The organism is Bradyrhizobium sp. URHC0002, assembly GCF_054059515.1.
In genome coordinates, this window is record NZ_JBSSCF010000001.1 from 1,507,076 (window position 1) to 1,533,324 (window position 26,249).

Consider the following 26,249-nt stretch of genomic DNA (forward strand, 5'->3'; position numbering starts at 1 on the left):
ACCTGGTCGGTAGCGACTAGTCGCGCTGGCCGAGCAGCTGCAAGAGCAGCGTGAACAGGTTGATGAAGTTCAGGTAGAGCGACAATGCACCGGTGATCGCCGCTTTCTCCGCAATATCGCCGCCCTGAGAGGCGTAGCCGTAGATGTAGTCGTTCTTCAGCCGCTGGGTGTCATAGGCGGTGAGCCCAGCGAACACCAGCACGCCGATGACGGAGATAATGAAGCCCATGACGCCGTTGGCCAGGAAGATGTTGACCACACTGGCGATGATGATGCCGAACAGGCCCATCATCAGGAACGAGCCCATGCCGGTCATGTCACGCTTGGTGGTGTAACCGTAGAGGCTCAATGCACCGAACGACGCCGCGGTGATGAAGAACACCCGCACGATCGAGGTGTGCGTGTACACCAGGAAGATCGACGACAGCGAGATGCCCATCAGCGCCGCAAACACCCAGAACAGCATCTGAGCGGTCGCGGGCCGCAGCCGGTTGATGCCGGCCGAGATCGCGAACACCATGATCAGCGGTGCCAGCATGAACAGCCATTTCAGCGGCCCGACGTACATCTGATAGCCAAATGGCGTCAGATAAAACTTGCCAATACGGACTGCATCGGAAGCCGCTGGGTCCGCCACCGCGGCCATGTAGATGCCGAGCGCCGCAAGGCCGGTGATGGCCAGGCCGATGCTCATGTAGTTATAGATGCGCAGCATGTAGGAGCGCAGACCGGCATCGACGGTCGCGGCATCAACGCGCCCGGCGGCCCGGCCGAAAGGAGAAGTGTAATTACGGTCTAGGTCCGACATGGTCGAATTCCCGTTGGTTGCCCGGCGGAGCGCAAGGGGTTTGCGGCGCCGGTTAGATTTCTATCCCAGATGCCCTGATCTGCCGACGTCAATTTTACGTCATGAACCCGGCCACTGATCTTGGCTGATATGTGGGAAACTAACACATTCGAAGCAAGCTTCCACGCGCGGCTGAATGTCGCTTCTGCCGTCATTCCCTAGCAAAAGCAGCGTTAACCCGGCCTTTCCGGCGCTACAAATTGTCACAAATTCCGCAACACGCTGGCCGGCTTCTGGTTCAAGGCCAGCAACGTTCCGGCGAGCCCCAGCCCTACCGTCACGACCAGGGCGGCGGCGACCACGCCTGCGGCGCTGCCGGCCTGCCAGATGAAACCGAGCGTCATCAGCCGGGTCACGATCAGCCAGGCCGCGATCGAACCCGCGATCACGCCGAAAACCGCCGTGGCGAGGCCGATCATCAGGTATTCCAGGGCGTAGGCGCCGAGCAGGCGTGCCCGGGTCGCGCCGAGCGTCTTCAGGATGACCGCGTCATAGACCCGGTGCCGGTGGCCGGCCGCGAGCGCGCCGCCCAGCACCAGGATCGCCGAGATCAGCGTCACCGCGCTGGCGCCGCGGATGGCGAGCACGAGATTGGTGACGACGGTGCCGATGGTTTCCAGCGCCTCACGGACCCGCACGCTGGTCACCGTCGGGAAGGCCTCCGCCACCTGCTTGATGATCCGGGCGTCGCCGGCCGGGTCCGGACGGGCCTCCGACAGGGTCGCGACGTGGCTGTGCGGCGCGCCCTTGAAGGCGTTGGGCGAGAACACCAGCACGAAATTGATCCCGAGCCCCTGCCAGTCGACGTTGCGCAGATTGCTGATTTTGGCCGGGATGTCGCGGCCGAGCACGTTGACCACGATCTCGTCGCCTATTTTGAGCTTCAGCCCGTCGGCGATCTTCTTCTCGATCGAGACCAGTGGCGGGCCGCTATAGGTCGCACTCCACCATTCGCCCTCGACGACCTTGGAGCCCTTGGGGACTTCGTTGGTATAGGTCAGGCCGCGGTCGCTCTGCAGCACCCATTCGGAATCCTGCGACGGCTTGAGCTCGTCGGCCTGGACGCCGCGGGCGCCGACGATGCGCCCGCGCAGCATCGGCACGTCCTCTATGGTCGATTCCGGTGCCACTTTCTTGAGGAACGCACCGAAGCGGTCGGCATCGGCGGTCGGAATGTCGATGAAGTAGAACGAGGGTGCTTTCTCCGGCAACGCCGCCAGGAATTGCCGGCGCAGATTGCCGTCGATCTGGGTGATCGTGACCAGCACCGCGAGTCCGAGGCCGAGCGACATCACGACCGAGGGCGTCAGCGCGCCGGGCCGGTAGATGTTGGCGATCGCCAGCCGCAGCATGGTGATGCGGCTGCGCGGCATGCGACGTGCCAGCGCCATCAACCCGGCGGCGACGCCGCGCAGCAGGGCGAATACCGCCACCGAGGAGACGACGAACACGGCCGCGACCCGCCGGTCATAGGCAAGCCCGATGGCGACGGCGACCAGCAGCGCAATCACCACGGCCATCAGCGCGAGATAGCTCCAGCGCGGGCGATGCCATTCGGGAGCGACTTCTTCACGAAACAGCGCCGCAACCGGCACGTCGTGCACCCGGCCGAGCGGCCATAGTCCGAAGGCGAGCGCCGTCAGCAGGCCATAGACGAACGACAGCGCCAGTTCGTCGAGATGCAAGGCCGGAATCACCGGCAGCGGCAGCAGCTTGCCGAATACGCCGACGATGACGAACGGCAAAGCCGCACCGGCGGCCAGCCCGATCAGCGAACCGACCGCGGCGAGCAGGATCACCTGCGTCAGATAGATCGTAAAGACGTCGCGGCCGGTGGCGCCGAGCGCCTTGAACGAGGCGATGACGTCGCGGCGGCGGTCGATATGGCTCTTGACCGCGTTGGCGACGCCGACGCCGCCGACCAGAAGTGCCGCGAGGCCGACCAGCGTCAGGAACTGGGTAAAGCGGTTGATGGTGCGTTCGAGCTGCGGCGAGGCATTGCTGCTGCTGCGGATCCACCAGCCGGCCTCCGGCAGGGCGCTCCGCGCGCTGTCGATCAACTGGGTCGCGGCGCGATCGTCGGCCGCATTGTCCGGCAGCTTTACGCGGTAGATCCAGCGCACCAGGCTGCCCGGTTGCAGCAATGCGGTGGCGCGCAGGCTCGCCTCGCTGACCAGCACGCGCGGGCCCAGCCCGACATTGCCGGCGAGCTTGTCCGGCTCGGCCGTGACCACGCTGCGGATCTGGAATGCGGCGTTGTCGATGCTGATGCGGTCGCCGAGCTTGAGGTCGAGCCGCGCCAGCAGGATGGAGTCGACGGCCGCGCCGAACGCGCCGTCGTGCTCGGCGAATAGATCCGCCATGGCCATTTTGGGCTCGAGCGTCACCTGCCCCAGCATCGGGTAGTTGCCGTCCACGGCCTTAAGTTCGACCAGCGCCAGCTTGCCGTCGCCGCCGCGGGCCATGACCCGCAGCGCAGCCGCGACCGAAACCTGGCCGCGCGCGCGCAGGAAGGCTGTTTCCTCCGGCTTGGCTTCGCGCTGGATCAGGGAGAACGAAACGTCGCCGCCCAGCAGCGTGCGGCCCTCGCGCGTCAAGCCTTCGCTGAGGCTCGCCGCCACCGAGCCGACGCCGGCAATCGCCATCACGCCGAGCGCGATGCAGGCGATGAAGACGTAAAAGCCGCGCAAGCCCCCGCGCAGTTCGCGCAGCGCATAGCGCAGGGCAAGCGATGACGCCCGGCTGCGGTAAACGGGTTCAGAGATGGCGGTCATGAATGTCCGTCGATCCGGCCCGAACGCAGTCGCACGACGCGGTCGCAGCGTTGCGCCAGCGAGGTGTCGTGCGTCACCAGCACCAGCGTCATGCCGCGCTCGGCATGCTTGGTGAACAGGAGATCGACGATCTGCCTGCCGGTCGCCTCGTCGAGATTGCCGGTCGGCTCATCCGCCACAAGTATCGCGGGATCGGGCGCCAGCGCCCGGGCCAGCGCCACGCGCTGCTGCTCGCCGCCGGACAATTGGGTCGGATAATGGTGCAGGCGGTCGCCGAGCCCGACCGATGTCAATTCCTGCGCCGCGCGCGCGGCCGCGTCCGGGTTACCGGCGAGCTCCAGCGGCACCGCGACGTTCTCCAGCGCGGTCATGGTCGGGATCAGGTGAAACGACTGGAACACGATGCCGACCTGGCGGCCACGGAAGCGGGCCAGCGCGTCCTCGTCGAGGGCATTGAACGGGGTGCCGCTGACCACCACCTCTCCGCTGTCAGGACGCTCCAACCCCGCCATCACCATCAGCAAGGTCGATTTGCCCGAACCTGACGGCCCGATCAGGCCAATCGCCTCGCCCGATGCCACACGAAGGCTGATATCTTTCAGGATATGTACACGTGCGGCGCCTGAGCCGAGCGAGAGGTTGACGTTGGAGATGGCAATGGTGTCCGGCCCGAGGCCGGTCAGTGAAGAGGATTCGATGAGACTGTCCATGGCTCGGTCATATGGCACTTCCGCCACTCGGGTCGAGGGCTTGAAACGGATGTTTGCGCACATACGCGTGTTGATTATGGCTTTGATGACGGCTGGGCCGGTTTTGGCCCAAGCCCAGGTCCAAGCTCAAGCTCAAGCTCAAGCCCCGGCCGCCGCGCCGGACAAGCCGGTCAAAATGGTCGTCCTCGGCGATTCCTTAAGCGCCGGCCTTGGCCTTTCGGCCTCGGCGGCGTTTCCCGCGCGCTTGCAAAAAGCCTTGGACGACAAGGGGATAAAGGTCGACATGATTAACGCCGGGGTGTCCGGCGATACCGCGTCCGGCGGCCGCGACCGGCTGGACTGGTCGATCCCGGAAGGAACCGAGGCGGTCATCCTCGAACTCGGCGCCAACGACGCCCTGCGCGGGACCGACCCCGCCGTCACCCGCGCCGCCTTGACCGACATCCTGACGCGGCTGAAGGCGCGCAAGATCGCCGTGCTGATGTGCGGCATGCTCGCCCCGCCCAATTACGGCAGCGAATATGCCGCCCGCTTCAACGCGATCTATCCGGAGCTTTCGAAATCCTTCGGCGTACCGCTCTATCCGTTCTTCCTGGAAGGTGTCGCCGCCGACGCCAAGCTCAATCAGGCCGACGGGTTGCATCCGACCGCGGAGGGCATTGATGTCATCGTGAAGAATATCCTGCCTATGGTGGAGGCATTTCTCGGCACGATCTCGAGGCAACCGAGTTGAAAAAGATGCAAACAAATAACGTTACCGCCGGTTTTCCCCGTAGCTTTCCGGTCTGCGCGCGGCGCGTGCTTCGCAGAGTCATATAAGTCGGGTAGGAATTAGTGATCGGTGATTCGTCACCGGGCGCTGTTACAGGACATGGTCCTTTTTGAGGTCATGCCCAAGCATCGGGAGTCGTGCGATGCCGCGGTTGTTTGCTGGGCTGGAAATTCCGGCCGAGATCGGCCAGAGCCTTTCCAATTTGCGTGGCGGCCTTCCTGGCGCACGCTGGATCGATCCCGAAAATTATCACGTCACCTTGCGCTTCATCGGCGATATCGACGGCATGTCGGCGAACGAAATCGCCTCGATGCTGTTTCGGATCAATCGCAAGCCGTTCGAGGTCAAGGTGCAGGGCCTGCAGAGCTTTGGCGGCAAGAAACCGCGTGCGGTGGTGGCTTCCGTCGAGCCGTGCCGGCCGCTGATCGAGCTGCAGGCCGAGCTTGAGCGGCTGATGCAGCGGCTCGGGCTCGATCCGGAGGGCCGCAAATTCACGCCGCATGTGACGCTGGCGCGGCTGCATGATGCGTCGAGCCAGGACGTGGCCGATTATCTTTCGGTACGCGGCTATTTCCCGAGCCGGACGTTCATGGCCTCGCGCTTCGTGCTGTTCTCGTCGCGCGCTTCCACCGGCGGCGGGCCCTATGTGGTCGAGGATTCCTACGCGCTGAGCGCGTAAGGCTTGGTGCGCGTCACGTCCCCCGCCGTGATCATCCGCCAAAGCGGATGATCCAGTATACCAGAGACGCTTGGGATAGAGCCGAGGAGCCGCGGCGTACTGGATACCCGCTTTCGCGGGTATGACAGGCCGTACTTGCATATCCCCAGCACCAATTCACGGCTTGCAATTTTCGCACGCTTAAGGCCGAAAGGGGGCCATGCTGTCCACCCCGCCTGCCTCGTTCCATGACCATTACAAGGCCCTCGTCGCCTCCGGCGCCATCGAGGCCGATCCGGCGCAGGCCGATGCCGCCGAGGCGTTTGCGGCGCTCGAGGAACGGCTGTCGAGCTACAAGCCGTTGCGCAAGCAGAGCCTGCTCGGCCGGCTGTTTGCCGACAAGGACGAGCCGCCGCCGCGCGGGCTTTACGTTCATGGCGAGGTCGGTCGCGGCAAGACCATGCTGATGGACCTGTTCTTCCAGCACTCACCGGTCCAGCACAAGCGCCGCGCGCATTTCCACGAATTCATGGCCGAGGTGCATGAGCGGATCTACGGCTATCGCCAGAACATCGCGCGCGGCGAGATCGGCGACAGCGACGTCATCGGGCTGACGGCGAATGCGATCTTCGACGAGGCCTGGCTGTTGTGCTTCGACGAATTTCACGTCACCGACATCGCCGACGCCATGATCCTGGGGCGGCTGTCCTCGAAACTGTTCGAACTCGGCACCGTCGTGGTGGCGACCTCGAACGTCGCGCCCGAAGACCTCTACAAGGGCGGCCTCAACCGCGCGCTGTTCCTGCCCTTCATCACGCAGATCGCAGATCGCATGGACGTGCTGCGGCTCGACGCGCGCACGGATTTCCGGCTGGAAAAGCTTGCCGGCGTGAAGATGTGGCTGACGAACGACCGGGAAGCCGAATTCGTCCTCAACCGCGCCTGGGGCAGGATGACCGGCAACGCGCCGTGCAAGTCGCGCGACATCGCTATCAAGGGCCGCAAGCTGCATGTGCCGTGCTCGGCGCACGGCGTGGCGCGGTTTTCCTTTGCCGATATCTGCGAAAAGCCGCTGGCCGCGTCGGACTATTTGCGGCTGGCGCACGACTATCACACCATCCTGATCGACCGCATTCCGGTCATGGATTACCCCGAGCGCAACGCCGCCAAGCGCTTCATCTCGCTGATCGACACGCTCTACGACAATGCCGTGAAGCTGATGGCCTCGGCCGAGGCCGATCCGGTGTCGCTGTATCTGGCGACCGAGGGCAATGAGGCCAACGAGTTCAAGCGGACCTCGTCGCGGCTGATCGAAATGAGCTCGGAATCCTACCTGGCCCTGCCGCACGGCCGGAAGGATTCCGCGGCGAGCGGGTCGAGCACGGGATTGGTGGAGACGTAGTCTCTCCGCTGTCATTCCGGGTTCGCGCGATCGCGCCCCGGAATGACATCCGCTGGCATACCTGACCGAAATCGAGGCAGGACCGAGAATCGGGCACGCCCCGACTTGAACCGGCCATTCGAAAGGGATAACCAGCCATCCAACTTCCTTATCCACACCCTCACTCTTCGTCTCAGAAGGATAAATTTCCCATGGCGCGCGACAAGATTGCTTTGATTGGCTCCGGTCAGATCGGCGGAACGCTGGCTCACCTCATCGGCCTGAAGGAGCTCGGCGACGTCGTGATGTTCGATATCGCGGAGGGCGTTCCCCAGGGTAAAGCGCTCGACATCGCGCAGTCGTCCCCGGTCGATGGTTTCGATGCCCATCTCACCGGCGCCAATTCCTACGACGCGCTCGATGGCGCCAAGGTCTGCATCGTCACCGCCGGCGTGCCGCGCAAGCCCGGCATGAGCCGCGACGATCTGCTGAGCATCAATCTCAAGGTCATGGAGCAGGTCGGCGCCGGCATCAAGAAGTATGCCCCCGACGCTTTCGTCATCTGCATCACCAACCCGCTGGATGCGATGGTGTGGGCGCTGCAGAAGGCCTCCGGCATGCCGCACAAGAAGGTGGTCGGCATGGCCGGCGTGCTGGATTCCTCGCGCTTCCGCTACTTCCTTGCCGACGAATTCAACGTCTCGGTCGAAGACGTCACCGCCTTCGTGCTCGGCGGCCACGGCGACACCATGGTGCCGCTGACCCGCTATTCCACCGTCGCCGGCATCCCGCTGCCTGATCTGGTCAAGATGGGCTGGACCTCGCAGGCCCGCATCGACGAGATCGTCGACCGCACCCGCAACGGCGGCGCCGAGATCGTCAACCTGCTGAAGACCGGTTCCGCGTTCTACGCCCCGGCCGCTTCCGCGATCGCGATGGCGGAGAGCTACCTGAAGGACAAGAAGCGCGTGCTGCCCTGCGCCGCCTATCTCAACGGCGAATACGGCGTGAAGGACATGTATGTCGGTGTTCCCGTCGTCATCGGCTCGAAGGGCGTCGAGCGTATCGTCGAGATCGAGCTGGCCGGTAAGGACCGCGAAGCCTTCGACAAGTCGGTCGGCGCCGTTCAGGGCCTGGTCGACGCCTGCAAGAAGATCGCGCCCGACCTGCTCGGACGCTGATTTTACTCGGCTTTCGCCCCTTTGCGGGGGCGAAAGTGATTTCAGGGTTGCAGTTCTATTGGTATATGGTATACCAACTACCAATGCCGGTGAACTGTAGAACTCGCCGCTAAGGGGTTTTGGGGAGCGTCCAGATGAATATCCATGAATACCAGGCCAAGGCTCTGCTGCATGAATTCGGCGTGCCGATTTCGCGCGGTGTGCCGGTTCTGAAGGCCTCGGATTCGGATGCCGCCGCCAAGACGCTTCCCGGCCCGGTCTGGGTGGTGAAGAGCCAGATCCATGCCGGCGGCCGCGGCAAGGGCAAGTTCAAGGAAGCCTCCGCCGGCGACAAGGGCGGCGTCCGCATCGCGAAGTCCGTCGCCGAGGTCAACGACTTCGCCAAGCAGATGCTGGGCGCGACCCTGGTCACGATCCAGACCGGCGCGCACGGCAAGCAGGTCAACCGCCTCTACATCGAGGAAGGCTCCGACATCGACAAGGAGTTCTATCTCTCGATCCTGGTCGACCGCGAAACTTCCGAAGTGGCGTTCGTGGTCTCGACCGAAGGCGGCGTCAACATCGAGGAAGTCGCGCACAACAATCCCGAAAAGATCGTGACCTTCTCGGTAGATCCGGCGACCGGCATCATGGGCCATCACGGCCGCACGGTGGCGAAGGCGCTCAATCTAAGCGGCGATCTCGCCAAGCAGGCCGAAAAGCTGGTGGCGCAGCTCTATAACGCCTTCACCGCCAAGGACATGGCGATGCTGGAAATCAATCCGCTCGTCGTCACCAAGCAGGGCCAGTTGCGCGTGCTCGACGCCAAGGTGTCGTTCGACGACAACGCCATGTACCGCCATCCGGAAGTCGCAGCATTGCGCGACGAGACCGAGGAAGACGCCAAGGAAATCGAGGCGTCGAAATACGATCTCAACTACGTCACGCTCGACGGCACCATCGGCTGCATGGTCAACGGCGCCGGCCTTGCCATGGCGACCATGGACATCATCAAGCTTTACGGCATGGAGCCCGCCAACTTCCTCGACGTCGGCGGCGGCGCCAGCAAGGAGAAGGTGGCGGCAGCCTTCAAGATCATCACCGCCGATCCCAACGTGAAGGGCATCCTGGTCAACATCTTCGGCGGCATCATGAAGTGCGACATCATCGCTGAAGGCGTGGTCGCAGCCGTCAAGGAAGTCGGCCTGAAAGTGCCGCTGGTGGTCCGGCTCGAAGGCACCAATGTCGACGCCGGCAAGAAGATCATCAGCCAGTCCGGTCTCAACGTGGTGTCGGCCGACAATCTCGACGATGCCGCACAGAAAATCGTGAAAGCCGTCAAGGGAGGCTAGCGATGGCTGACCATCTCGCCGCACCGACACCGCTGGAAGAACACCGCCGGCTCGCGGTCTTTGCGGGCGAGTGGACCGGCGAGGAAACGGTCTATCCGTCGCGCTGGACCGCCGGCGGTCCGGCGACCTCGCATGTGGTGGCGCGGATGGATCTCAACGGCTTCTATCTGATCCAGGACACCCGCCAGATGCGCGACGGCAAGGAAGCCTTCGCGACCCATGGCGTGTTCACCTACGATCGTGACGACCGGCACTACAAATTATTCTGGCACGATTCGCTCGGCTACTATTCGCCGGCGCCGGCCTCCGGCGGCTGGACCGACAAGACGTTGATCCTGGTGCGCGGCTCGCTGCGCGGCAACGCGCGCCATGTCTACGAAGTCGTCGACAACGACAGCTACACCATGAAGATCCAGTTCTCGCCTGATGCGGAAGGGTGGGCGGACGTGCTCACCGGCGTCTACCGGCGGATTCACTAAACCCATCCTTCCCGATCATCCACGAAAGCGTTCTCAATCATGTCCGTTCTGATCGACAAGAATACCAAAGTCATCTGCCAGGGCTTTACCGGCAAGAACGGCACGTTCCATTCGGAAGCCGCGATCGCGTACGGCACCAAGATGGTCGGCGGCACTTCTCCCGGTAAAGGCGGATCGACGCATCTCGGTCTGCCGGTGTTCGACACCGTTGCCGAAGCCCGCGGGAAGACAGGCGCGGACGCAAGCGTCATCTACGTGCCGCCGCCGGGGGCTGCGGATGCGATCTGCGAAGCGATCGATGCGGAAATTCCGCTGATCGTCTGCATCACCGAGGGCATTCCGGTGCTCGACATGGTGCGCGTGAAGCGCTCGTTGTCGGGATCGAAATCACGCCTGATCGGGCCGAACTGCCCGGGCGTGATGACCGCGGGCGAATGCAAGATCGGCATCATGCCGGCCAACATCTTCAAGCCCGGCAGCGTCGGCATCGTGTCCCGATCGGGCACGCTGACCTATGAAGCCGTGTTCCAGACCACCCAGGAAGGCCTCGGCCAGACCACCGCGGTCGGCATCGGCGGCGACCCGGTCAAGGGCACCGAATTCATCGACGTTTTGGAGATGTTCCTGGCCGACCCCAAGACCACCTCGATCATCATGATCGGTGAAATCGGCGGTTCGGCCGAGGAAGACGCCGCCCAGTTCATCAAGGACGAGGCCAAGCGCGGCCGCAAGAAGCCGATGGTCGGCTTCATCGCCGGTGTCACCGCCCCTCCCGGCCGCCGCATGGGTCATGCGGGTGCGATCATCTCCGGCGGCAAGGGCGACGCCGGATCCAAGACCGCGGCCATGGAAGCGGCCGGAATTACGGTCTCTCCGTCGCCCGCGCGGCTCGGACATACCCTTGCCGAAAAGTTGAAGTCCTAATTCAGTCCTTGGTTCTTTTAGGCGGGAATATCCGTCCTAAATAGGGTAAAGGTGCTTTACCGAGCTGGTTCGGGCTTCCGGACCGGCTAAAGCGCCGTTTTCCACGCGCAAAGCGAAAATTACCAGGACGCCATCATGTCTCGCCAGGACGCGAATGCAGCATTTGCCCTCTCCTCATTTTTGCAGGGCACCAACGCCACCTACATCGACGACCTCTACGCCCGCTACGAGCAGGACCCCGCGTCGGTCGACGCCGAATGGCAGGAATTCTTCAAGAGCCTGAAAGACACCCCGGCCGACGTCCAGAAGAACGCCGAGGGTCCCTCCTGGGGCCGCGACAACTGGCCGCTCACCCCGCGCGACGACTTGACCTCGGCGCTGGACGGCAACTGGGCCACCGTCGAGAAGGCGGTCGGCGCCAAGCTCGCCGCCAAGGCGCAGGCCAAGGGCGCCGCCGAACTGTCGACCGCCGACATCAACCAGGCGACGCGCGATTCGGTCCGCGCCCTGATGCTGATCCGCGCCTATCGCATCCGCGGTCATTTCTTCGCCAAGCTCGATCCGCTCGGCATCGAGGCGCAGCGCGATCGCGAAGAGCTGGATCCGCGCACCTACGGCTTCACCGACGCCGATTTCGACCGCAAGATCTTCCTCGATCACGTGCTTGGCCTCGAATACGGCTCGCTGCGCGAGATCGTTGCGATCTGCGAGCGCACCTACTGCCAGACGCTCGGCGTCGAGTTCATGCACATCACCAACGCGGCGCAGAAGGCCTGGATCCAGGAGCGCATCGAGGGCCCGGACAAGGAAATCAGTTTTACGCGCGAAGGCCGTCGAGCGATCCTCAACAAGCTGATCGAAGCCGAGGGCTTTGAGAAGTTCTGCGACCTCAAGTTCACCGGCACCAAGCGCTTCGGCCTCGACGGCGCAGAATCGCTGATCCCGGCGCTCGAGCAGATCATCAAGCGCGGCGGCAATCTCGGCGTGAAGGAAATCGTTTTGGGCATGCCGCATCGCGGCCGGCTCAACGTGCTGACCCAGGTCATGGGCAAGCCGCACCGCGCGCTGTTTCATGAATTCAAGGGCGGCTCCGCCAATCCGGACGCGGTCGAAGGTTCCGGCGACGTCAAGTACCATCTCGGCGCGTCGTCCGACCGCGAGTTCGACAACAACCGGATCCACCTGTCGCTGACTGCAAACCCGTCGCATCTCGAAATCGTCGATCCCGTCGTGCTCGGCAAGGTGCGCGCCAAGCAGGACCAGCACGGCGATCCGCCGGACATGCGTATTTCTGTGCTGCCGATGCTGATGCATGGCGATGCGGCGTTCGCGGGGCAGGGCGTGGTGGCCGAATGCTTCGCTCTGTCCGATTTGAAGGGTTACCGCACCGGCGGCTCGCTGCATTTCATCGTCAACAACCAGATCGGCTTCACCACCTATCCGCGCTATTCGCGGTCTTCGCCCTATCCGTCCGACGTGGCGAAGATGATCGACGCGCCGATCTTCCACGTGAACGGTGACGATCCGGAAGCTGTGGTGTTCGCGGCCAAGGTCGCGATCGAGTTCCGGCAGAAATTCCACAAGCCTGTCGTCATCGACATGTTCTGCTATCGCCGCCATGGCCATAACGAGGGCGACGAGCCGGCGTTCACCCAACCGGTGATGTACAAGAAGATCGCAACGCATCCCGGTACGGTCGAGATCTATTCCAAGCGGCTGATCGCCGACGGCGTGATGACCGAGGGCGAGGTCGAGAAGGCCAAGGCCGACTGGCGTGCGCGGCTCGATGCCGAGCTCGAAGCCGGCTCCGGCTACAAGCCCAACAAGGCCGACTGGCTCGACGGCAAGTGGGCGGGCTTCAAGTCCGCCGACCAGGAAGAGGAGGCCCGCCGCGGCGTCACCGGCGTCGACATCAGCATTTTGAAGGATATCGGGCGCAAGATCACCAAGGTGCCGGACGGTTTTCGGGTTCACCGCACCATCCAGCGCTTCCTGGAAAACCGCGCCAAGGCCATCGACAACGGCGTCGGCATCGACTGGGCGACCGGTGAGGCGCTGGCGTTCTGCACGCTGCTGCAGGAAGGCCGCCACGTCCGGCTGTCGGGACAGGACTCTGAGCGCGGTACCTTCTCGCAGCGCCATTCGGTGCTGATCGACCAGGAAGACGAGAGCCGCTACACGCCGTTCAATCATCTCGGCCACGACCAGGGCCATTACGAGGTCATCAACTCGCTATTGTCGGAAGAGGCGGTGCTCGGCTTCGAGTACGGCTATTCGCTGGCCGAGCCGAAGGCGCTGGCGATGTGGGAAGCGCAGTTCGGCGACTTCGCCAACGGCGCCCAGGTGCTGTTCGACCAGTTCATCTCGTCGGGCGAACGCAAATGGCTGCGCATGTCCGGCCTCGTCTGCCTGCTGCCGCATGGCTATGAAGGGCAGGGGCCTGAGCATTCCTCGGCGCGGCTCGAGCGCTTCCTGCAGATGTGCGCCGAAGACAACATGCAGGTGGTGTATCCGACCACGCCGGCGAATTACTTCCACGTGCTGCGGCGCCAGCTGCATCGCGAAATCCGTAAACCCCTGATCATGATGACGCCGAAGTCGCTGTTGCGGCACAAGCGTGCGGTCTCGCGGCTCGACGAGTTGGGCCAGGACACGACCTTCCATCGTATTCTCTATGATGACGCCCAGATGCTGCCCGACGAAAAGATCAAGCTTGCGCCGGACGACAAGATCCGCCGCGTCGTGCTGTGCTCGGGCAAGGTCTATTACGATCTCTATGAGGAGCGCGAGAAGCGCGACATCGACGACATCTACATCATGCGCGTCGAGCAGCTTTATCCGGTGCCGCTGAAGGCGCTGGTGCATGAACTCGCCCGCTTCAAGAACGCCGAAGTGGTCTGGTGCCAGGAAGAGCCGCGCAACATGGGCGCGTGGCACTTCATCGAGCCCTATCTCGAATGGGTGCTGAACCAGATCCATGCGCCGAACCGGCGTCCGCGTTACGCGGGCCGCGCCGCCTCGGCCGCAACCGCCACCGGTTTGATGTCGAAGCACCAGGCGCAGCTCAAGGCGATGCTGGATGAAGCGCTGAATTAGCCGTCATGCCCCGCCTTATGCGCAATTGCGCACTGGGGCGGGGCATCCAGTACGCCGAGCTTTTCGTTTTTAGATCACGGCCGTCTCGGAGTACTGGATCGTCCGCCCCAGTACGCAATTGCGTACAAGGCGGACGATGACCGTGGAAGCAATTGAGGAAAAAAGACCATGACTGAAATTCGTGTTCCGACGCTCGGCGAATCCGTGACGGAAGCTACCATTGGCCGTTGGTTCAAGAAGGCCGGCGAGGCCGTCGCGGTGGACGAGCCGTTGGTCGAGCTCGAGACCGACAAGGTCACCATCGAAGTGCCGGCGCCATCCGCCGGTGTGCTCGGCGAAATCGCGGCCAAGGACGGCGAGACGGTTGCCGTCGGCGCGCTGCTCGGTCAGATCAACGAAGGGGCGGCGAGCGCGGCGAAGCCGGCCGCCGCACCTGCCAAGGCTGCAGCCGCTCCCGCCGCCGCACCAGCTGCACCTGCTGCGGCTCCGAAGACTGCAGCATCGGATGCGCCGCTGGCGCCGTCGGTTCGCAAGCTCTCCACGGAGAGCGGCATCGATGCCGCGACCGTGCCGGGCTCCGGCAAGGACGGCCGCGTCACCAAGGGCGACATGCTGGCCGCGATCGAGAAGGCGGCGTCCGCGCCGACCCCGGTCAATCAGCCGGCCGCTTCGGTACAGGTGCGCAGCCCCTCGCCCGCCGATGACGCCGCGCGCGAGGAGCGCGTGAAGATGACGCGGCTGCGCCAGACCATCGCGCGCCGGCTCAAGGACGTGCAGAACACCGCCGCGATGCTGACGACCTTCAACGAGGTCGACATGACCCACATCATGGCGATGCGCGCGCAGTACAAGGACGTGTTCGAAAAGAAGCATGGCTCGAAGCTCGGCTTCATGGGCTTCTTCACCAAGGCCGTCGTGCAGGGGCTGAAGGACATTCCCGCCGTCAATGCCGAGATCGACGGCACTGATCTGATCTACAAGAACTACTACCACATCGGCGTCGCCGTCGGCACCGACAAGGGCCTCGTCGTGCCCGTGGTGCGCGACTGCGACCACAAGTCGATCTCCGACATCGAAAAGGGAATCGCCGATTTCGGCCGCCGCGCCCGCGATGGCCAGCTCAAGATCGACGAGATGCAGGGCGGCACCTTCACCATCACCAATGGCGGCATCTATGGTTCGCTGATGTCGACGCCGATCCTGAACGCGCCGCAGTCCGGTATCCTCGGCATGCACAAGATCCAGGAGCGGCCGATGGTGGTCGGCGGCAAGATCGAGGTCCGCCCGATGATGTATCTGGCGCTGTCCTACGATCACCGCGTGATCGACGGCAAGGAAGCGGTGACGTTCCTGGTGCGCGTCAAGGAGAGCCTGGAAGATCCGGCGCGGCTGGTGCTGGATCTCTGACACCGCCGGCTTTCCCCGCCGGTGCGAAAAGCCGGCGCTGCGAGCCATGGATCGATGCGCGCTGACTAGTGGGGGCTGACGTGACGGACAAGGTTGTTGTGATCACCGGCGGCAGCCGCGGCATCGGCCGCGCTACCGCACTCGCTGCCGCTGCGCGCGGCTTTCGCGTCGTGGTTGGCTACGCCAGCAATGAGGCGGCGGCGAAGGAAGTCGTTGAGCTGATCGAGCGCAAGAACGGCAAGGCCGTTGCGGTGAAATGCGATGTCGGCAGCGAGGCGGATATTCTCGCGCTGTTCGCGGCCGCCGACGAATTCGGAACGCTTGGCGCGCTCGTCAACAATGCCGGCATCGTCGGGCCCTCTGCGCGGGTCGAGGACATGTCGGCCGAACGCATCCAGCGCATGATGGCGGTCAACGTCACCGGCAGCATCCTGTGCGCGCGCGAGGCGGTGAAGCGGATGTCGACCCGCAAGGGCGGCGAGGGCGGCGTCATCGTCAATCTTTCCTCGGTCGCGGCGAAACTCGGCTCGCCCAACACGTATGTCGACTATGCGGCTTCCAAGGGTGCGGTGGACTCTTTCACCGTCGGCCTCGGTTATGAAGTCGCCGGCGAAGGCATTCGCGTGGCCGCGATCCGGCCAGGGCTGATCGATACCGAGATTCATGCTTCCGGCGGTGAACCCGATCGCGCACAACGGCTGGCGCACATGGTGCCGATGAAGCGCGTCGGCACCGCCGATGAAATCGCCAACGCCATCGTCTGGCTGATGTCGGACGAGGCCTCCTACGTCACCAGCGCCATCCTCGATGTCTCGGGTGGGCGGTAATACCTGACACGTTTCTCAGCTACAGGACTTCATCATGGCTTCCTACGATCTCGTCGTCATCGGCACCGGCCCGGGCGGATATGTCTGCGCGGTGCGCGCGGCGCAACTCGGCATGAAGGTCGCCGTGGTCGAAAAGAACGCGACGCTGGGGGGCACCTGCCTCAATGTCGGCTGCATGCCGTCGAAGGCGCTGCTGCATGCCTCCGAAATGTTCGAAGAGGCCAGGCACTCCTTTGCCAAGATGGGCGTCAGCGTTTCCGAGCCGAAACTCGATCTGCCATCGATGATGAATTTCAAGCAGCAGGGCATCGACGGCAACGTCAAGGGCGTCGAGTTCCTGATGAAGAAGAACAAGATCGACGTCATCAATGGCAAGGGCAAGATCCTCGGCGCCGGCAAGGTCGAAGTCACCGGCAGCGACGGCAAGGCGCAGACTGTCGAGACCAAAAACATCGTCATCGCCACCGGCTCGGACATTGCGCGGCTGAAAGGCATCGAGATCGACGAGAAGCGGGTCGTGTCGTCGACTGGCGCGCTATCGCTGGAGAAAGTGCCGTCGAACCTCCTGATCATCGGCGCCGGCGTGATCGGGCTTGAGCTTGGCTCGGTGTGGCACCGGCTGGGCGCGAAGGTCACCGTCGTCGAATTCCTCGACCGCATCCTGCCCGGCATGGATGGCGAGGTGGCAAAGCAGTTCCAGCGCATCCTCGAAAAGCAGGGCTTTGCGTTCAAGCTCGGCGCCAAGGTCACTGCCGTCGCCACATCGGGGAATACGTTGAAGGCGACCGTCGAGCCGGCGGCGGGCGGAACGGCGGAAACGCTGGAAGCCGATGTCGTGCTGGTCTGCATCGGCCGCGTGCCCTACACCGAAGGGCTCGGGCTGAAAGAAGCCGGAATCGCGCTCGACAATCGCGGTCGCGTGCAGATCGATGCGCATTTCTCGACCAGCGTGAAGGGCGTCTACGCGATCGGCGACGTGGTGGCGGGGCCGATGCTCGCGCACAAGGCCGAAGATGAGGGCGTCGCCTGCGCCGAGATCATTGCAGGCCAGGCCGGCCACGTGAACTACGATGTTATTCCAGGCGTCGTGTATACCACACCGGAAGTGTCGTCCGTCGGCAAGACCGAGGAAGAGCTGAAGCAGGCCGGCGTGGCCTATACCTCGGGCAAATTCCCGTTCACCGCCAACGGCCGCTCCAAGGTCAACCAGACCACAGACGGTTTCGTGAAGATTCTCGCAGATGCGAAGACCGATCGCGTGCTCGGCGTGCATATCGTCGGCCGCGAGGCCGGCGAAATGATCCACGAAGCCTGCGTTCTCATGGAGTTTGGCGGTTCCGCCGAAGACCTGGCACGCACGTGCCATGCCCATCCGACCCGCTCGGAAGCCATCAAGGAAGCCGCGCTTGCGGTCGGCAAACGCGCCATCCATATGTGATCTATATCCGGTACATACCGGGTAGAGCGTGATTGAAGAAGCGGGTATCCGATTTCCTAGAAAGATCATGCTTTAAACAAAGAGACAGGGCGCAATGACCACCCGATGGGCGTCATTGCGCGCTAGAGATCACGATCGATGATGCGCCGCCTGTTACAGCCGTTCTGGGTCCTGCTCGCGGTCATCTTCCTGATCGAGGCCTGGCTGTGGGATCATCTCGAGCCGATCGTCGAGCGCATCGTCGCGCTGATCCCGCTCCGCGCCTTCAAGCAATGGCTGTCCGAGCGCGTCGATACGCTGTCGCCGGCGATGACGCTGATCGTATTCGCGGTGCCGGTGATCCCGCTGTTTCCGCTGAAGCTGGTCGGCCTCTGGCTGCTGGCCCATGAATACTGGGTCAGCGCGGCCGTCGTCATCGTGTTGGGAAAATTCGTCGGCGTCGGCGTCACCGCGTTCATCTTCGACGTGACGCGCACAAAACTCCTGCAGATGGCGTGGTTCAAGAAAGTCTATGAATTTATTCTGGCGGTGCGCGCCAAGGCGTCAGCCCTGGTCCAGCCGATCAAACAGCGCATCCGGGAAGTCCTGCGTGGCAACGGCGACAGCTGGTCATCGCGCACGCTGCGGCTGATCCAGCGCTTTCGCAAGAGCGTCCACCAAGCGCGGTAGTTTCCTCGTCGTCGTCGCCCGGCTTGACCGGGCGACCCAGTATCCCAGAGAAGGTAGTTCTTGAGTCGAGACGCCGCGGCGTACTGGATCACCCGCTCCAGTGCGCAATTGCGCACAAGGCGGGTGATGACAGTCTGCGTCTACTCAATGCAGATGCAGCAGATGCGGCGCGTAGAGGCCTAGCGCGGTAATCGCGATGCCCGCGACCGCCAATATGCCCGATACCCAGGCCAGCACGATCATGCCGGTGATGATGGTGGCGGACGCCAGCACGATGCCGATCTGGAACGCGGCCGAGGCGATTTCGTAGTGGTGATATTTTGCGGTGGCCTCGTCGCGTTCGTGCTCGGCGTGCTTGGCGCGCTTGGCGAGTTCTTCCGAACCCTCGCCGGTTTCCGGCTCCGAGCGGTAGCGTGCCGCGGTCTTGTTCCAGTCGTCGATCTGCTTCTGCAGCGCCGCCTTTGCAGCATCGTCACCGACGGTGCCCATGCTGAGCTTGGCGTGTTCGGCGGTCGCCTGAACCACGGTGCGGCGGATGCTCTTGGCCTGGAAAAATGCCCACAGGTTCGAGGCCTCGACGTTCTTGCTGATGGCTTCGGTCTGCGCTCCCTTGCCGAGCGTTTCCGATAGCGCCAGAAACAAGGCGATCACGGCGATCAGCAACGCGATCTTCTTGTTCGAGCCCGAAGCGTGCTCGGCATGCTCCGCATGCTCCATGCTTTCAGTTGCGCCCATGATTCCCCTCCTGCCAGTTGACGGCGCACGATTGCCGAACGGCAACGCGAGCGCAAGAGGCTAGCTTAAGAGGCCATCGATGTGACGGGAGTGTGTCGGCGGGGCGTGCGGGCGTTCATCTCCGCGGATGCGCGCTCTTGTACACTGCCAAAAGCCGCTCGCTGTCGATGCCGGTATAGATCTGCGTGGTGGAGAGCGAGGCGTGGCCGAGCAGATCCTGGATCGCGCGCAAATCGCCGCCGCGGCTGAGCAGATGGGTTGCGAAGGAATGCCGCAGCGCATGCGGCGTGGCGCTGTCGGGCAGGCCAAGCGCACCGCGCAGCCGCTCCATGGTGAGCTGGATGATCCGCGGGGAAAGCGGTCCGCCGCGCGCGCCGACGAAAATGGGTCCGGCCGGCGGCAGCGAATGCGGGCACATCGCAACGTAATCGGCGATCAGGACCAGCACATTCTGCAGCACCGGCACCATCCGGGTCTTGTTGCCCTTGCCGGTGACGATGAGAACGTCGCCTTCGCCCGGTTTGGGCACGTCGCGGCGTTTCAATCCCAGCGCCTCGGAGATGCGTAGCCCCGAACCGTAGAGCAGCGCCATGACAGCGGCGTCGCGCGCCCAGATCCAGGGATCGCGCTCCTCGCCGGCGCGTTCGTCGGCATCGGCAAAGCGCTTGGCGGCGTCGATCTGGATCGGCTTCGGCAGGCTCTTGGCCACCTTGGGCGCGCGGATGGCGGACAGGGCGCCGACCCTGCCTTTGCCTTCGCGTTCGAGATAGCGCCCGAATGAACGCAGGCCCGCCAGCGCCCGCATCAGCGAACGGCTGCCGATCTCGTCGGCGCGGCGCATCGCCATGAAGGCCCTGACGTCGGTGGCCTCCAGCGCCGCAAATCCTTTCAGCGTGACCTTCCTGCCCCAATGCTGGCTGAGGAAAGTCAGGCATTGGCGGAGGTCGCGGGCATAGGCTTCGAGCGTCTTGGGCGAGAGCCGCCGCTCGGCGCGCAGATGCGCCAGCCAGCGCGCCATCTCCAGCGCGAGGCCTTCATCGGCGCAGTCGAGCTCGATCGGTTGAGGTGCCGGAACTGGCTTGGCCATGAGCCCTATGCCTTGGAGGCGGTTCTTGGAGGCGGTGATTCCATCCATTATATCGCACCTCTTTCGTTTACCGTTCGCTAACTTGGCGACGCGGCGCTAGCCTTGCCCCGGACACCTCAAGCCGATTCCCCGATGGACCACGCCACAAGCGAAACCAACTCATCCACATCGGCGACCCGCGTCGTCGACGTGCTGGTGCCGGTCGCGCTCAATCAGAATTATTCCTACCGGGTGCCGCGCGGTATGGCGCTGAAGCCCGGCGACGTCGTCTGCGTGCCGCTGGGTGCGCGCGAGGTGGTCGCGGTGGTGTGGGCGGAAAACGCCAAGCCCGATCCGCGCCTGCACAACCGCCTGAAGGATGTCGGCGAAAAGCTCGACGTGCCGCCGCTGAAGGAGGAACTGCGCAGCCTCGTCGACTGGGTTGCCAACTACACGCTCTCGGCGCGCGGCATGGTGCTGCGCATGGCCTTGCGGATGGGCGAAAATCTCGGGCCTGAGCGGATGCGCCTCGGCGTGCGGCTGGTGGGCGAGCCGCCACGGCGCTTGACGCCGGCACGGCGGCGGCTGATCGAGGTGCTGTCGGACGGCCTGTTGCACGGCAAGTCGGAAGCCGCGCGGGAAGCCGGCGTCAGCGGCGGCGTGGTCGACGGTCTGGTCGATGAGGGCACGCTCGCTGTCGAGGCGATGCCGCCGCCCTTGGCGCCGCCCGCGCCCGATCCGTCCTTCGCGCAGCCGGAATTTTCTCCCCAGCAACGCACGGCGGTAGATGCCATGCGCGCGCTCGCCGCCAATGGCTCGTTCCATGTCGCGCTGCTCGACGGCGTCACCGGTTCGGGCAAGACCGAAGTCTATTTCGAGGCGATTGCCGAAATCATCCGACGCAGCAAACAGACGCTGATCCTGATGCCGGAGATCGCGCTGACCGGACAGTTCCTCGACCGGTTTGCCCAGCGCTTCGGCGTGCGTCCTTTGGAATGGCATTCCGAACTGACGCCGCGCACGCGGCAGCGCAATTGGGCGGCGATATCGGCGGGCGAGGCGCCGGTCGTGGTCGGCGCGCGCTCGGCGCTGTTTCTGCCCTATGCGGATCTGGGCCTGATCATCGTCGATGAGGAGCACGACCAGGCCTACAAGCAGGATGACGGCGCGCATTATCACGCCCGCGACATGGCTGTCGTGCGCGCGCATATCGCTAAAATTCCGATCGTGCTGGCGTCGGCGACGCCATCGGTCGAAACCGAAGTCAACGCGCGCAAGGGCCGCTATCAGCGCGTCGCGCTGCCGTCGCGTTTCGGCGGCCAGCACATGCCACATATCGAGGCGATCGATCTGCGCCGCGCGCCGCCGCCGCGCGGCCGTTTCATCTCGCCGCCGCTTGCCGAACAGGTTCAGTTCGCGATCGAGAAGCGTGAACAGGCGCTGTTGTTCCTCAACCGCCGCGGCTACGCGCCGCTGACGCTATGCCGCGCCTGCGGCCATCGCTTTGCGTGCACGATCTGCGACGCCTGGCTGGTGGATCATCGTTTTCGCCAGCGCCTGGTCTGCCACCATTGCGGCTTCTCGATGCCGCGGCCGAACATCTGTCCGCATTGCCAGGCCGAGGAATCGCTGGTCGCGGTCGGCCCCGGCGTCGAGCGCCTGCAGGAAGAGGCGGCCGCACTGTTTCCCAATGCGCGCACCATGGTGCTGTCGAGCGATCTCATCACCTCGATCGAGACCATGCGCAGCGAGCTGAATGAAATCGCGGAAGGCCGCGTCGACATCATCGTCGGCACGCAACTGGTGGCGAAGGGACATAATTTTCCGCGGCTCAATCTGGTCGGTGTGATCGATGCGGATTTGGGCCTCGGCAACGGCGATCCGCGCGCCGCCGAGCGGACGTTTCAACTGCTCAACCAGGTGATCGGGCGTGCGGGGCGCGAGCAGGGCCGCGGCGTCGGGTATTTGCAGACCCACCAGCCCGAACATCCCGTGATGAAGGCGCTGATCGCAAGCGACCGCGAGGCGTTCTATGCCAGCGAGATCGAGGCGCGCGAGCGCGCCGGCTATCCGCCGTTCGGCCGGCTCGCCAGCCTGATCATTTCGGCGGGCGATCGCCCGACCGCGGAAGGTTTTGCGCGAAGGCTTGCAGCGGTCGCGCCGATCGACGAGCGCATTCAGGTGCTGGGGCCGGCCGAAGCGCCGCTCGCCGTCATCAAGGGCCGTTACCGGTTCCGGCTTTTGGTGAAGTCGCTGCGTAATGTCGATCTGTCGGAATATCTGCGCGAATGGCTGGCCGCCGGGCCGAAGACCAAGGGCAACCTCAAGCTCGAAGTCGACGTCGATCCGCAGAGCTTTTTGTAGTGAAGGCAAACTCTTTCAGCGTCATTGCGAGCCAACGGGTCGCGCAAATGCGCGCCCGATGACAGGCTCCGCGAAGCAATCCAGCTTTTCGCTTGCTGAGGCATGGATTGCTTCGCTGCGCTCGCAATGACGTGGATGGAGTGCTGGGAAACAAAAAAGGCCTGCCGTCATTTGCGACGGCAGGCCTTTGTTGCCGCGGAAGGTTCCTCGACCGTTACGCTACGCAACGCTTACTCGATCTGATGCACCGGAAACCGGCGCGGTGACGTGCGTTTAGATGACCTCGGCGGTGACGTGGCCGACGCCGGCACCGGTCAGGCCGATGGCACGGGCAGCACCCGTGGACAGGTCGAGCACGCGTCCCTTGATGAAGGGACCACGATCATTGATCGTGACGACGACGCTCTGGCCGCGATGAGTCACCCGCAGCTTGGTGCCGAACGGCAGCGAGCGGTGGGCCGCAGTCATGGCGTTCTGGTTGAAGCGCTGACCGGAGGCGGTGCGGCTGCCGGATTCATTGCCGTAGTAAGAGGCCTTTCCCGAGAAGCCGCGGCCGGAGCTCTGCGAGCCGAACGAAGCATTGGCGTCCAGCCAGCCGCCGCCGGCTGCCTGGGCCTTGCTGGCGTGATGGGCATGGTGGCGATGATGCCGTGATTTGGCGGAAGCCTCGGAAATGCTGCCACCGACCAGCAGAGTCGCGGCAATCATGGCGAGCGCCGTACGCGACCGGGTTAGAGTTCCCGGCACTACATTGTTGTTATTCAACATTAAACTCGTCCCTCAGATAGTATTGCCACATGCATGGCAAATGGAACCCCCGTCCCAGTTTCCGTAGGTGCCGTTTGGTCAGGCAATGAGGCATGAATTGGGCAGTAAATGTAGAATGTCGCGGGCTGACATATCTTGTTACCGCGATCAACTAATCAGCTGATATTCCGTAATCTTTTGCTTTAATGAATTTTTAACCAGTGCAATACCATTTATTACTTACGAATACAGTCATCGCTTGGAGCGAAAAGATTTAGGCAAGTAATAGGCAAATGAAGCGGGCCCGCCTGTTTCGTTCCGCGATGTCGCCTCATAGCCGCCATGCAAATACGACGGGAACCGATGCGCCTGCTGCGGAAGCTGCGGATCGCTGTCGGCGCCAGCAGCCAGAATTCGGGCGCGCCGACTCTCCGTCAGAACAGCGTTCTAAACTCTCCGTCAAAACAGCGTTCTGCCGGGCCTGAAAATTGACGTGCGACAAGGCATCGCCTGAACGCGCGGTCATGTTGCACCTGCGCGCACGCTATGTTAGCAAAGCCGCGATTTTAACGATCCCAGCACATCTCGTGCCGGTCGAAAATCGAAGTCCCGCTTGAATTCCAAGGGCTTGGATCGCTAGGCGCCGCTACCCGTGGCGACGGTTTTTCCCTTGCGAGTTTGACAGCTGAAAAAAGAGCGAGTCTGTGGCTGCTGAAGATCCGTCCGTTTCGGGAGTGTCCGGCCGTTATGCTACGGCCTTGTTCGAGTTGGCGCGCGAGGAGAAATCCATCGACGCGGTGAAGGCCGATCTCGATAAATTCGAGGCCATGCTGAACGAAAGCGCCGATCTGAAGCGCCTCGTTCGCAGCCCGGTTTTCTCGGCAGATGCGCAGGCAAGGGCGCTCAATGCCGTGCTCGACAAGGCCGGAATTTCCGGCACCACCGCCAAATTCCTTAAAGTCCTGACCGCCAACCGCCGGCTGTTCGCAGTCGCCGATGTGATCCGCGCCTTCCGTGCGCTGGTGGCGCAGTTCAAGGGCGAAGCGACCGCCGACGTCACCGTCGCGGAAGCGCTCAATGAAAAGAATCTCGACGCGCTGAAGGCCGCACTGAAATCGGTGACGGGCAAGGACGTCGCGCTCAACGTGAAAGTCGATCCCTCCATCATCGGCGGCCTTGTGGTCAAGCTCGGCAGCCGCATGGTGGATAGTTCGCTTCGCACCAAACTCAATTCGATCAAGCACGCGATGAAAGAGGCAGGCTGATGGACATCCGCGCCGCGGAAATTTCCGCGATCCTCAAGGACCAGATCAAGAATTTCGGCCAGGAGGCTGAGGTTACCGAAGTCGGACAGGTGCTGTCCGTCGGTGACGGTATCGCCCGTGTCTATGGTCTGGACAACGTCCAGGCCGGTGAAATGGTCGAGTTCGAAAACGGCACCCGCGGCATGGCGCTGAATCTCGAAACCGACAACGTCGGTATCGTGATCTTCGGCGCCGACCGCGAGATCAAGGAAGGCCAGACCGTCAAGCGCACCCGCGCCATCGTCGACACGCCCGTCGGCAAGGGCCTGCTCGGCCGCGTGGTCGACGCGCTCGGCAATCCCATTGACGGCAAGGGCCCGATCCAGGCCGACAAGCGTATGCGCGTCGACGTCAAGGCGCCCGGCATCATTCCGCGCAAGTCGGTGAGCGAGCCGATGGCGACCGGCCTCAAGGCGATCGATGCGCTGATCCCGGTCGGCCGCGGCCAGCGCGAGCTGATCATCGGCGACCGTCAGACCGGCAAGACCGCGATCGCGCTCGACACCATTTTGAACCAGAAGCCGCTCAACGCGCAGCCGGACGAGAACATCAAGCTGTATTGCGTCTACGTCGCGATCGGCCAGAAGCGTTCGACCGTTGCCCAGTTCGTCAAGGTGCTGGAAGAGCAGGGCGCGCTGGAATATTCCATCGTCGTCGCCGCCACCGCTTCCGATCCGGCGCCGATGCAGTACATCGCGCCGTTCACCGGCTGCACCATGGGCGAGTATTTCCGCGACAACGGCATGCACGCCGTCATCATCTATGACGATCTGTCCAAGCAGGCCGTCGCCTATCGCCAGATGTCGCTGTTGCTGCGTCGCCCGCCGGGTCGCGAAGCCTATCCCGGCGACGTGTTCTATCTGCATTCCCGCCTGCTCGAGCGCGCGGCGAAGCTCAGCAAGGACCATGGCTCGGGCTCGCTCACCGCGCTGCCTGTGATCGAAACCCAGGCCAACGACGTGTCGGCCTACATCCCGACCAACGTGATTTCGATTACCGACGGTCAGATCTTCCTGGAAACCGATCTGTTCTTCCAGGGCATCCGTCCGGCGGTGAACGTCGGTCTGTCGGTGTCGCGCGTCGGATCGTCGGCGCAGACCAAGGCGATGAAGAAGGTCGCCGGCAAGATCAAGGGTGAGCTGGCGCAGTACCGCGAAATGGCGGCGTTCGCGCAGTTCGGCTCCGACCTCGACGCTTCGACGCAGCGCCTGTTGAACCGCGGTTCGCGCCTGACCGAGCTCCTGAAGCAGCCGCAGTTCTCGCCGCTGAAGATGGAAGAGCAGGTCTGCGTGATCTGGGCCGGCACCAACGGCTACCTCGACGCGCTTCCGCTCAACAAGATTCGCGCTTTCGAAGACGGGCTGCTGTCGCTGCTGCGCGGCAAGAACGTCGAGATCCTCAACGGCATCCGTGACAGCCGCGATCTCTCCGACGATCTCGCTGGCAAGCTGAAGGGCGTGGTCGAAGGTTACGCCAGGGCGTTTGCTTGATGATTTGCCGTCGAGGCCCGGCGCTTGCCGGGCCTGACGAAAGAGTGGC

General features: G+C 63.5%; 21 protein-coding genes. 15 read left to right on the forward strand and 6 right to left on the reverse strand.

All coding sequences use genetic code 11. From position 1 onward, the window contains the following. Positions 1 to 16: 16 nt before the first annotated feature. From ACVWVY_RS07235 to ACVWVY_RS07245, 3 genes are all read right to left on the reverse strand, one after another. Positions 17 to 808: a Bax inhibitor-1/YccA family protein gene (locus ACVWVY_RS07235; protein WP_456625725.1), complete on the reverse strand. Its 792-nt coding sequence runs from the start codon at positions 806 to 808 to the stop codon at positions 17 to 19. A gap of 242 nt (positions 809 to 1,050) precedes the next feature. Then, the gene (locus tag ACVWVY_RS07240) at positions 1,051 to 3,621 is read right to left on the reverse strand and encodes an ABC transporter permease (RefSeq protein WP_456625726.1); all 2,571 of its coding nucleotides are present in this window, start codon (positions 3,619 to 3,621) and stop codon (positions 1,051 to 1,053) included. After that, a complete protein-coding gene (locus tag ACVWVY_RS07245; RefSeq protein ID WP_456625727.1) occupies positions 3,618 to 4,331 on the reverse strand; it encodes an ABC transporter ATP-binding protein in 714 nt (237 codons plus the stop codon). The genes ACVWVY_RS07240 and ACVWVY_RS07245 overlap by 4 nt, the downstream gene beginning before the upstream one ends. Between ACVWVY_RS07245 and ACVWVY_RS07250 the strand changes: the two genes are divergently transcribed. From ACVWVY_RS07250 to ACVWVY_RS07305, 12 genes are all read left to right on the forward strand, one after another. Then, on the forward strand, positions 4,330 to 5,064 hold the full coding sequence (locus ACVWVY_RS07250; RefSeq protein WP_456632132.1) for an arylesterase: 735 nt from the start codon (positions 4,330 to 4,332) through the stop codon (positions 5,062 to 5,064). The genes ACVWVY_RS07245 and ACVWVY_RS07250 overlap by 2 nt on opposite strands. 181 nt (positions 5,065 to 5,245) lie before the next feature. Next, positions 5,246 to 5,782: an RNA 2',3'-cyclic phosphodiesterase gene (gene thpR, locus ACVWVY_RS07255; protein ID WP_456625728.1), complete on the forward strand. Its 537-nt coding sequence runs from the start codon at positions 5,246 to 5,248 to the stop codon at positions 5,780 to 5,782. 199 nt (positions 5,783 to 5,981) lie between these two features. Then, positions 5,982 to 7,163 (forward strand): cell division protein ZapE, encoded by a 1,182-nt coding sequence (gene zapE / locus ACVWVY_RS07260; protein ID WP_456625729.1) that lies wholly within the window; start codon positions 5,982 to 5,984, stop codon positions 7,161 to 7,163. Between the two features lie 191 nt (positions 7,164 to 7,354). Beyond that, a complete protein-coding gene (mdh, locus tag ACVWVY_RS07265) occupies positions 7,355 to 8,323 on the forward strand; it encodes a malate dehydrogenase (RefSeq protein WP_456625730.1) in 969 nt (322 codons plus the stop codon). A 134-nt stretch (positions 8,324 to 8,457) separates the two neighbouring features. After that, the gene (gene sucC / locus ACVWVY_RS07270; RefSeq protein WP_456625731.1) at positions 8,458 to 9,654 is read left to right on the forward strand and encodes an ADP-forming succinate--CoA ligase subunit beta; all 1,197 of its coding nucleotides are present in this window, start codon (positions 8,458 to 8,460) and stop codon (positions 9,652 to 9,654) included. A gap of 2 nt (positions 9,655 to 9,656) precedes the next feature. Further along, the gene (locus ACVWVY_RS07275) at positions 9,657 to 10,133 is read left to right on the forward strand and encodes a DUF1579 family protein (protein WP_456625732.1); all 477 of its coding nucleotides are present in this window, start codon (positions 9,657 to 9,659) and stop codon (positions 10,131 to 10,133) included. Between the two features lie 39 nt (positions 10,134 to 10,172). Continuing rightward, positions 10,173 to 11,057 carry a succinate--CoA ligase subunit alpha gene (gene sucD, locus ACVWVY_RS07280; protein WP_426530920.1) on the forward strand — a complete coding sequence of 295 codons (885 nt, stop codon included), beginning with the start codon at positions 10,173 to 10,175 and terminating at the stop codon, positions 11,055 to 11,057. 135 nt (positions 11,058 to 11,192) lie between these two features. Beyond that, entirely contained in the window at positions 11,193 to 14,153 is a 2,961-nt protein-coding gene (locus ACVWVY_RS07285) for a 2-oxoglutarate dehydrogenase E1 component (protein ID WP_456625733.1), read from the forward strand. A gap of 168 nt (positions 14,154 to 14,321) precedes the next feature. Next, entirely contained in the window at positions 14,322 to 15,560 is a 1,239-nt protein-coding gene (gene odhB / locus ACVWVY_RS07290; RefSeq protein ID WP_456625734.1) for a 2-oxoglutarate dehydrogenase complex dihydrolipoyllysine-residue succinyltransferase, read from the forward strand. A gap of 80 nt (positions 15,561 to 15,640) precedes the next feature. Continuing rightward, complete coding sequence (locus ACVWVY_RS07295) at positions 15,641 to 16,387, forward strand: SDR family oxidoreductase (protein WP_456625735.1); 747 nt, start codon at positions 15,641 to 15,643, stop codon at positions 16,385 to 16,387. 34 nt (positions 16,388 to 16,421) lie between these two features. Further along, positions 16,422 to 17,825: a dihydrolipoyl dehydrogenase gene (gene lpdA, locus ACVWVY_RS07300; RefSeq protein ID WP_456625736.1), complete on the forward strand. Its 1,404-nt coding sequence runs from the start codon at positions 16,422 to 16,424 to the stop codon at positions 17,823 to 17,825. 138 nt (positions 17,826 to 17,963) lie between these two features. Further along, positions 17,964 to 18,494: a hypothetical protein gene (locus ACVWVY_RS07305; RefSeq protein WP_456625737.1), complete on the forward strand. Its 531-nt coding sequence runs from the start codon at positions 17,964 to 17,966 to the stop codon at positions 18,492 to 18,494. Between the two features lie 144 nt (positions 18,495 to 18,638). Here the strand turns inward: ACVWVY_RS07305 and ACVWVY_RS07310 are convergent, their stop codons facing one another. Together ACVWVY_RS07310 and ACVWVY_RS07315 are read right to left on the reverse strand one after the other, a co-directional pair. Next, positions 18,639 to 19,229: a DUF4337 domain-containing protein gene (locus ACVWVY_RS07310; protein WP_456625738.1), complete on the reverse strand. Its 591-nt coding sequence runs from the start codon at positions 19,227 to 19,229 to the stop codon at positions 18,639 to 18,641. Between the two features lie 115 nt (positions 19,230 to 19,344). Then, entirely contained in the window at positions 19,345 to 20,316 is a 972-nt protein-coding gene (locus ACVWVY_RS07315) for a tyrosine recombinase XerC (protein WP_456625739.1), read from the reverse strand. Between the two features lie 132 nt (positions 20,317 to 20,448). On the opposite strand from ACVWVY_RS07315, the gene ACVWVY_RS07320 reads away from it, so the two are divergent. Next, positions 20,449 to 22,659 (forward strand): primosomal protein N', encoded by a 2,211-nt coding sequence (locus tag ACVWVY_RS07320; RefSeq protein WP_456625740.1) that lies wholly within the window; start codon positions 20,449 to 20,451, stop codon positions 22,657 to 22,659. A gap of 273 nt (positions 22,660 to 22,932) precedes the next feature. On the opposite strand, the gene ACVWVY_RS07325 is transcribed toward ACVWVY_RS07320, so the two are convergent. Beyond that, on the reverse strand, positions 22,933 to 23,367 hold the full coding sequence (locus tag ACVWVY_RS07325; protein WP_456625741.1) for a septal ring lytic transglycosylase RlpA family protein: 435 nt from the start codon (positions 23,365 to 23,367) through the stop codon (positions 22,933 to 22,935). Between the two features lie 743 nt (positions 23,368 to 24,110). On the opposite strand from ACVWVY_RS07325, the gene ACVWVY_RS07330 reads away from it, so the two are divergent. After that, positions 24,111 to 24,671: a F0F1 ATP synthase subunit delta gene (locus ACVWVY_RS07330; protein ID WP_456625742.1), complete on the forward strand. Its 561-nt coding sequence runs from the start codon at positions 24,111 to 24,113 to the stop codon at positions 24,669 to 24,671. Then, positions 24,671 to 26,200, forward strand: coding sequence for a F0F1 ATP synthase subunit alpha (gene atpA / locus ACVWVY_RS07335; protein WP_456625743.1), 1,530 nt, complete (start codon positions 24,671 to 24,673; stop codon positions 26,198 to 26,200). Before ACVWVY_RS07330 ends, atpA begins: the two co-directional genes overlap by 1 nt. Positions 26,201 to 26,249 lie beyond the last annotated feature (49 nt).

Coding starts and splice junctions, on each gene's coding strand:
- sucD (WP_426530920.1), top strand. CDS start 10,173: ATGTCCGTTCTGATCGACAAGAATACCAAAGTCATCTGCCAGGGCTTT.
- ACVWVY_RS07235 (WP_456625725.1), bottom strand. CDS start 808: ATGTCGGACCTAGACCGTAATTACACTTCTCCTTTCGGCCGGGCCGCC.
- ACVWVY_RS07285 (WP_456625733.1), top strand. CDS start 11,193: ATGTCTCGCCAGGACGCGAATGCAGCATTTGCCCTCTCCTCATTTTTG.
- sucC (WP_456625731.1), top strand. CDS start 8,458: ATGAATATCCATGAATACCAGGCCAAGGCTCTGCTGCATGAATTCGGC.
- ACVWVY_RS07275 (WP_456625732.1), top strand. CDS start 9,657: ATGGCTGACCATCTCGCCGCACCGACACCGCTGGAAGAACACCGCCGG.
- mdh (WP_456625730.1), top strand. CDS start 7,355: ATGGCGCGCGACAAGATTGCTTTGATTGGCTCCGGTCAGATCGGCGGA.
- zapE (WP_456625729.1), top strand. CDS start 5,982: ATGCTGTCCACCCCGCCTGCCTCGTTCCATGACCATTACAAGGCCCTC.
- ACVWVY_RS07310 (WP_456625738.1), bottom strand. CDS start 19,229: ATGGGCGCAACTGAAAGCATGGAGCATGCGGAGCATGCCGAGCACGCT.
- ACVWVY_RS07315 (WP_456625739.1), bottom strand. CDS start 20,316: ATGGCCAAGCCAGTTCCGGCACCTCAACCGATCGAGCTCGACTGCGCC.
- ACVWVY_RS07245 (WP_456625727.1), bottom strand. CDS start 4,331: ATGGACAGTCTCATCGAATCCTCTTCACTGACCGGCCTCGGGCCGGAC.
- ACVWVY_RS07250 (WP_456632132.1), top strand. CDS start 4,330: ATGGCTCGGTCATATGGCACTTCCGCCACTCGGGTCGAGGGCTTGAAA.
- ACVWVY_RS07325 (WP_456625741.1), bottom strand. CDS start 23,367: ATGATTGCCGCGACTCTGCTGGTCGGTGGCAGCATTTCCGAGGCTTCC.
- ACVWVY_RS07240 (WP_456625726.1), bottom strand. CDS start 3,621: ATGACCGCCATCTCTGAACCCGTTTACCGCAGCCGGGCGTCATCGCTT.
- atpA (WP_456625743.1), top strand. CDS start 24,671: ATGGACATCCGCGCCGCGGAAATTTCCGCGATCCTCAAGGACCAGATC.
- ACVWVY_RS07305 (WP_456625737.1), top strand. CDS start 17,964: ATGATGCGCCGCCTGTTACAGCCGTTCTGGGTCCTGCTCGCGGTCATC.
- odhB (WP_456625734.1), top strand. CDS start 14,322: ATGACTGAAATTCGTGTTCCGACGCTCGGCGAATCCGTGACGGAAGCT.
- ACVWVY_RS07320 (WP_456625740.1), top strand. CDS start 20,449: ATGGACCACGCCACAAGCGAAACCAACTCATCCACATCGGCGACCCGC.
- thpR (WP_456625728.1), top strand. CDS start 5,246: ATGCCGCGGTTGTTTGCTGGGCTGGAAATTCCGGCCGAGATCGGCCAG.
- lpdA (WP_456625736.1), top strand. CDS start 16,422: ATGGCTTCCTACGATCTCGTCGTCATCGGCACCGGCCCGGGCGGATAT.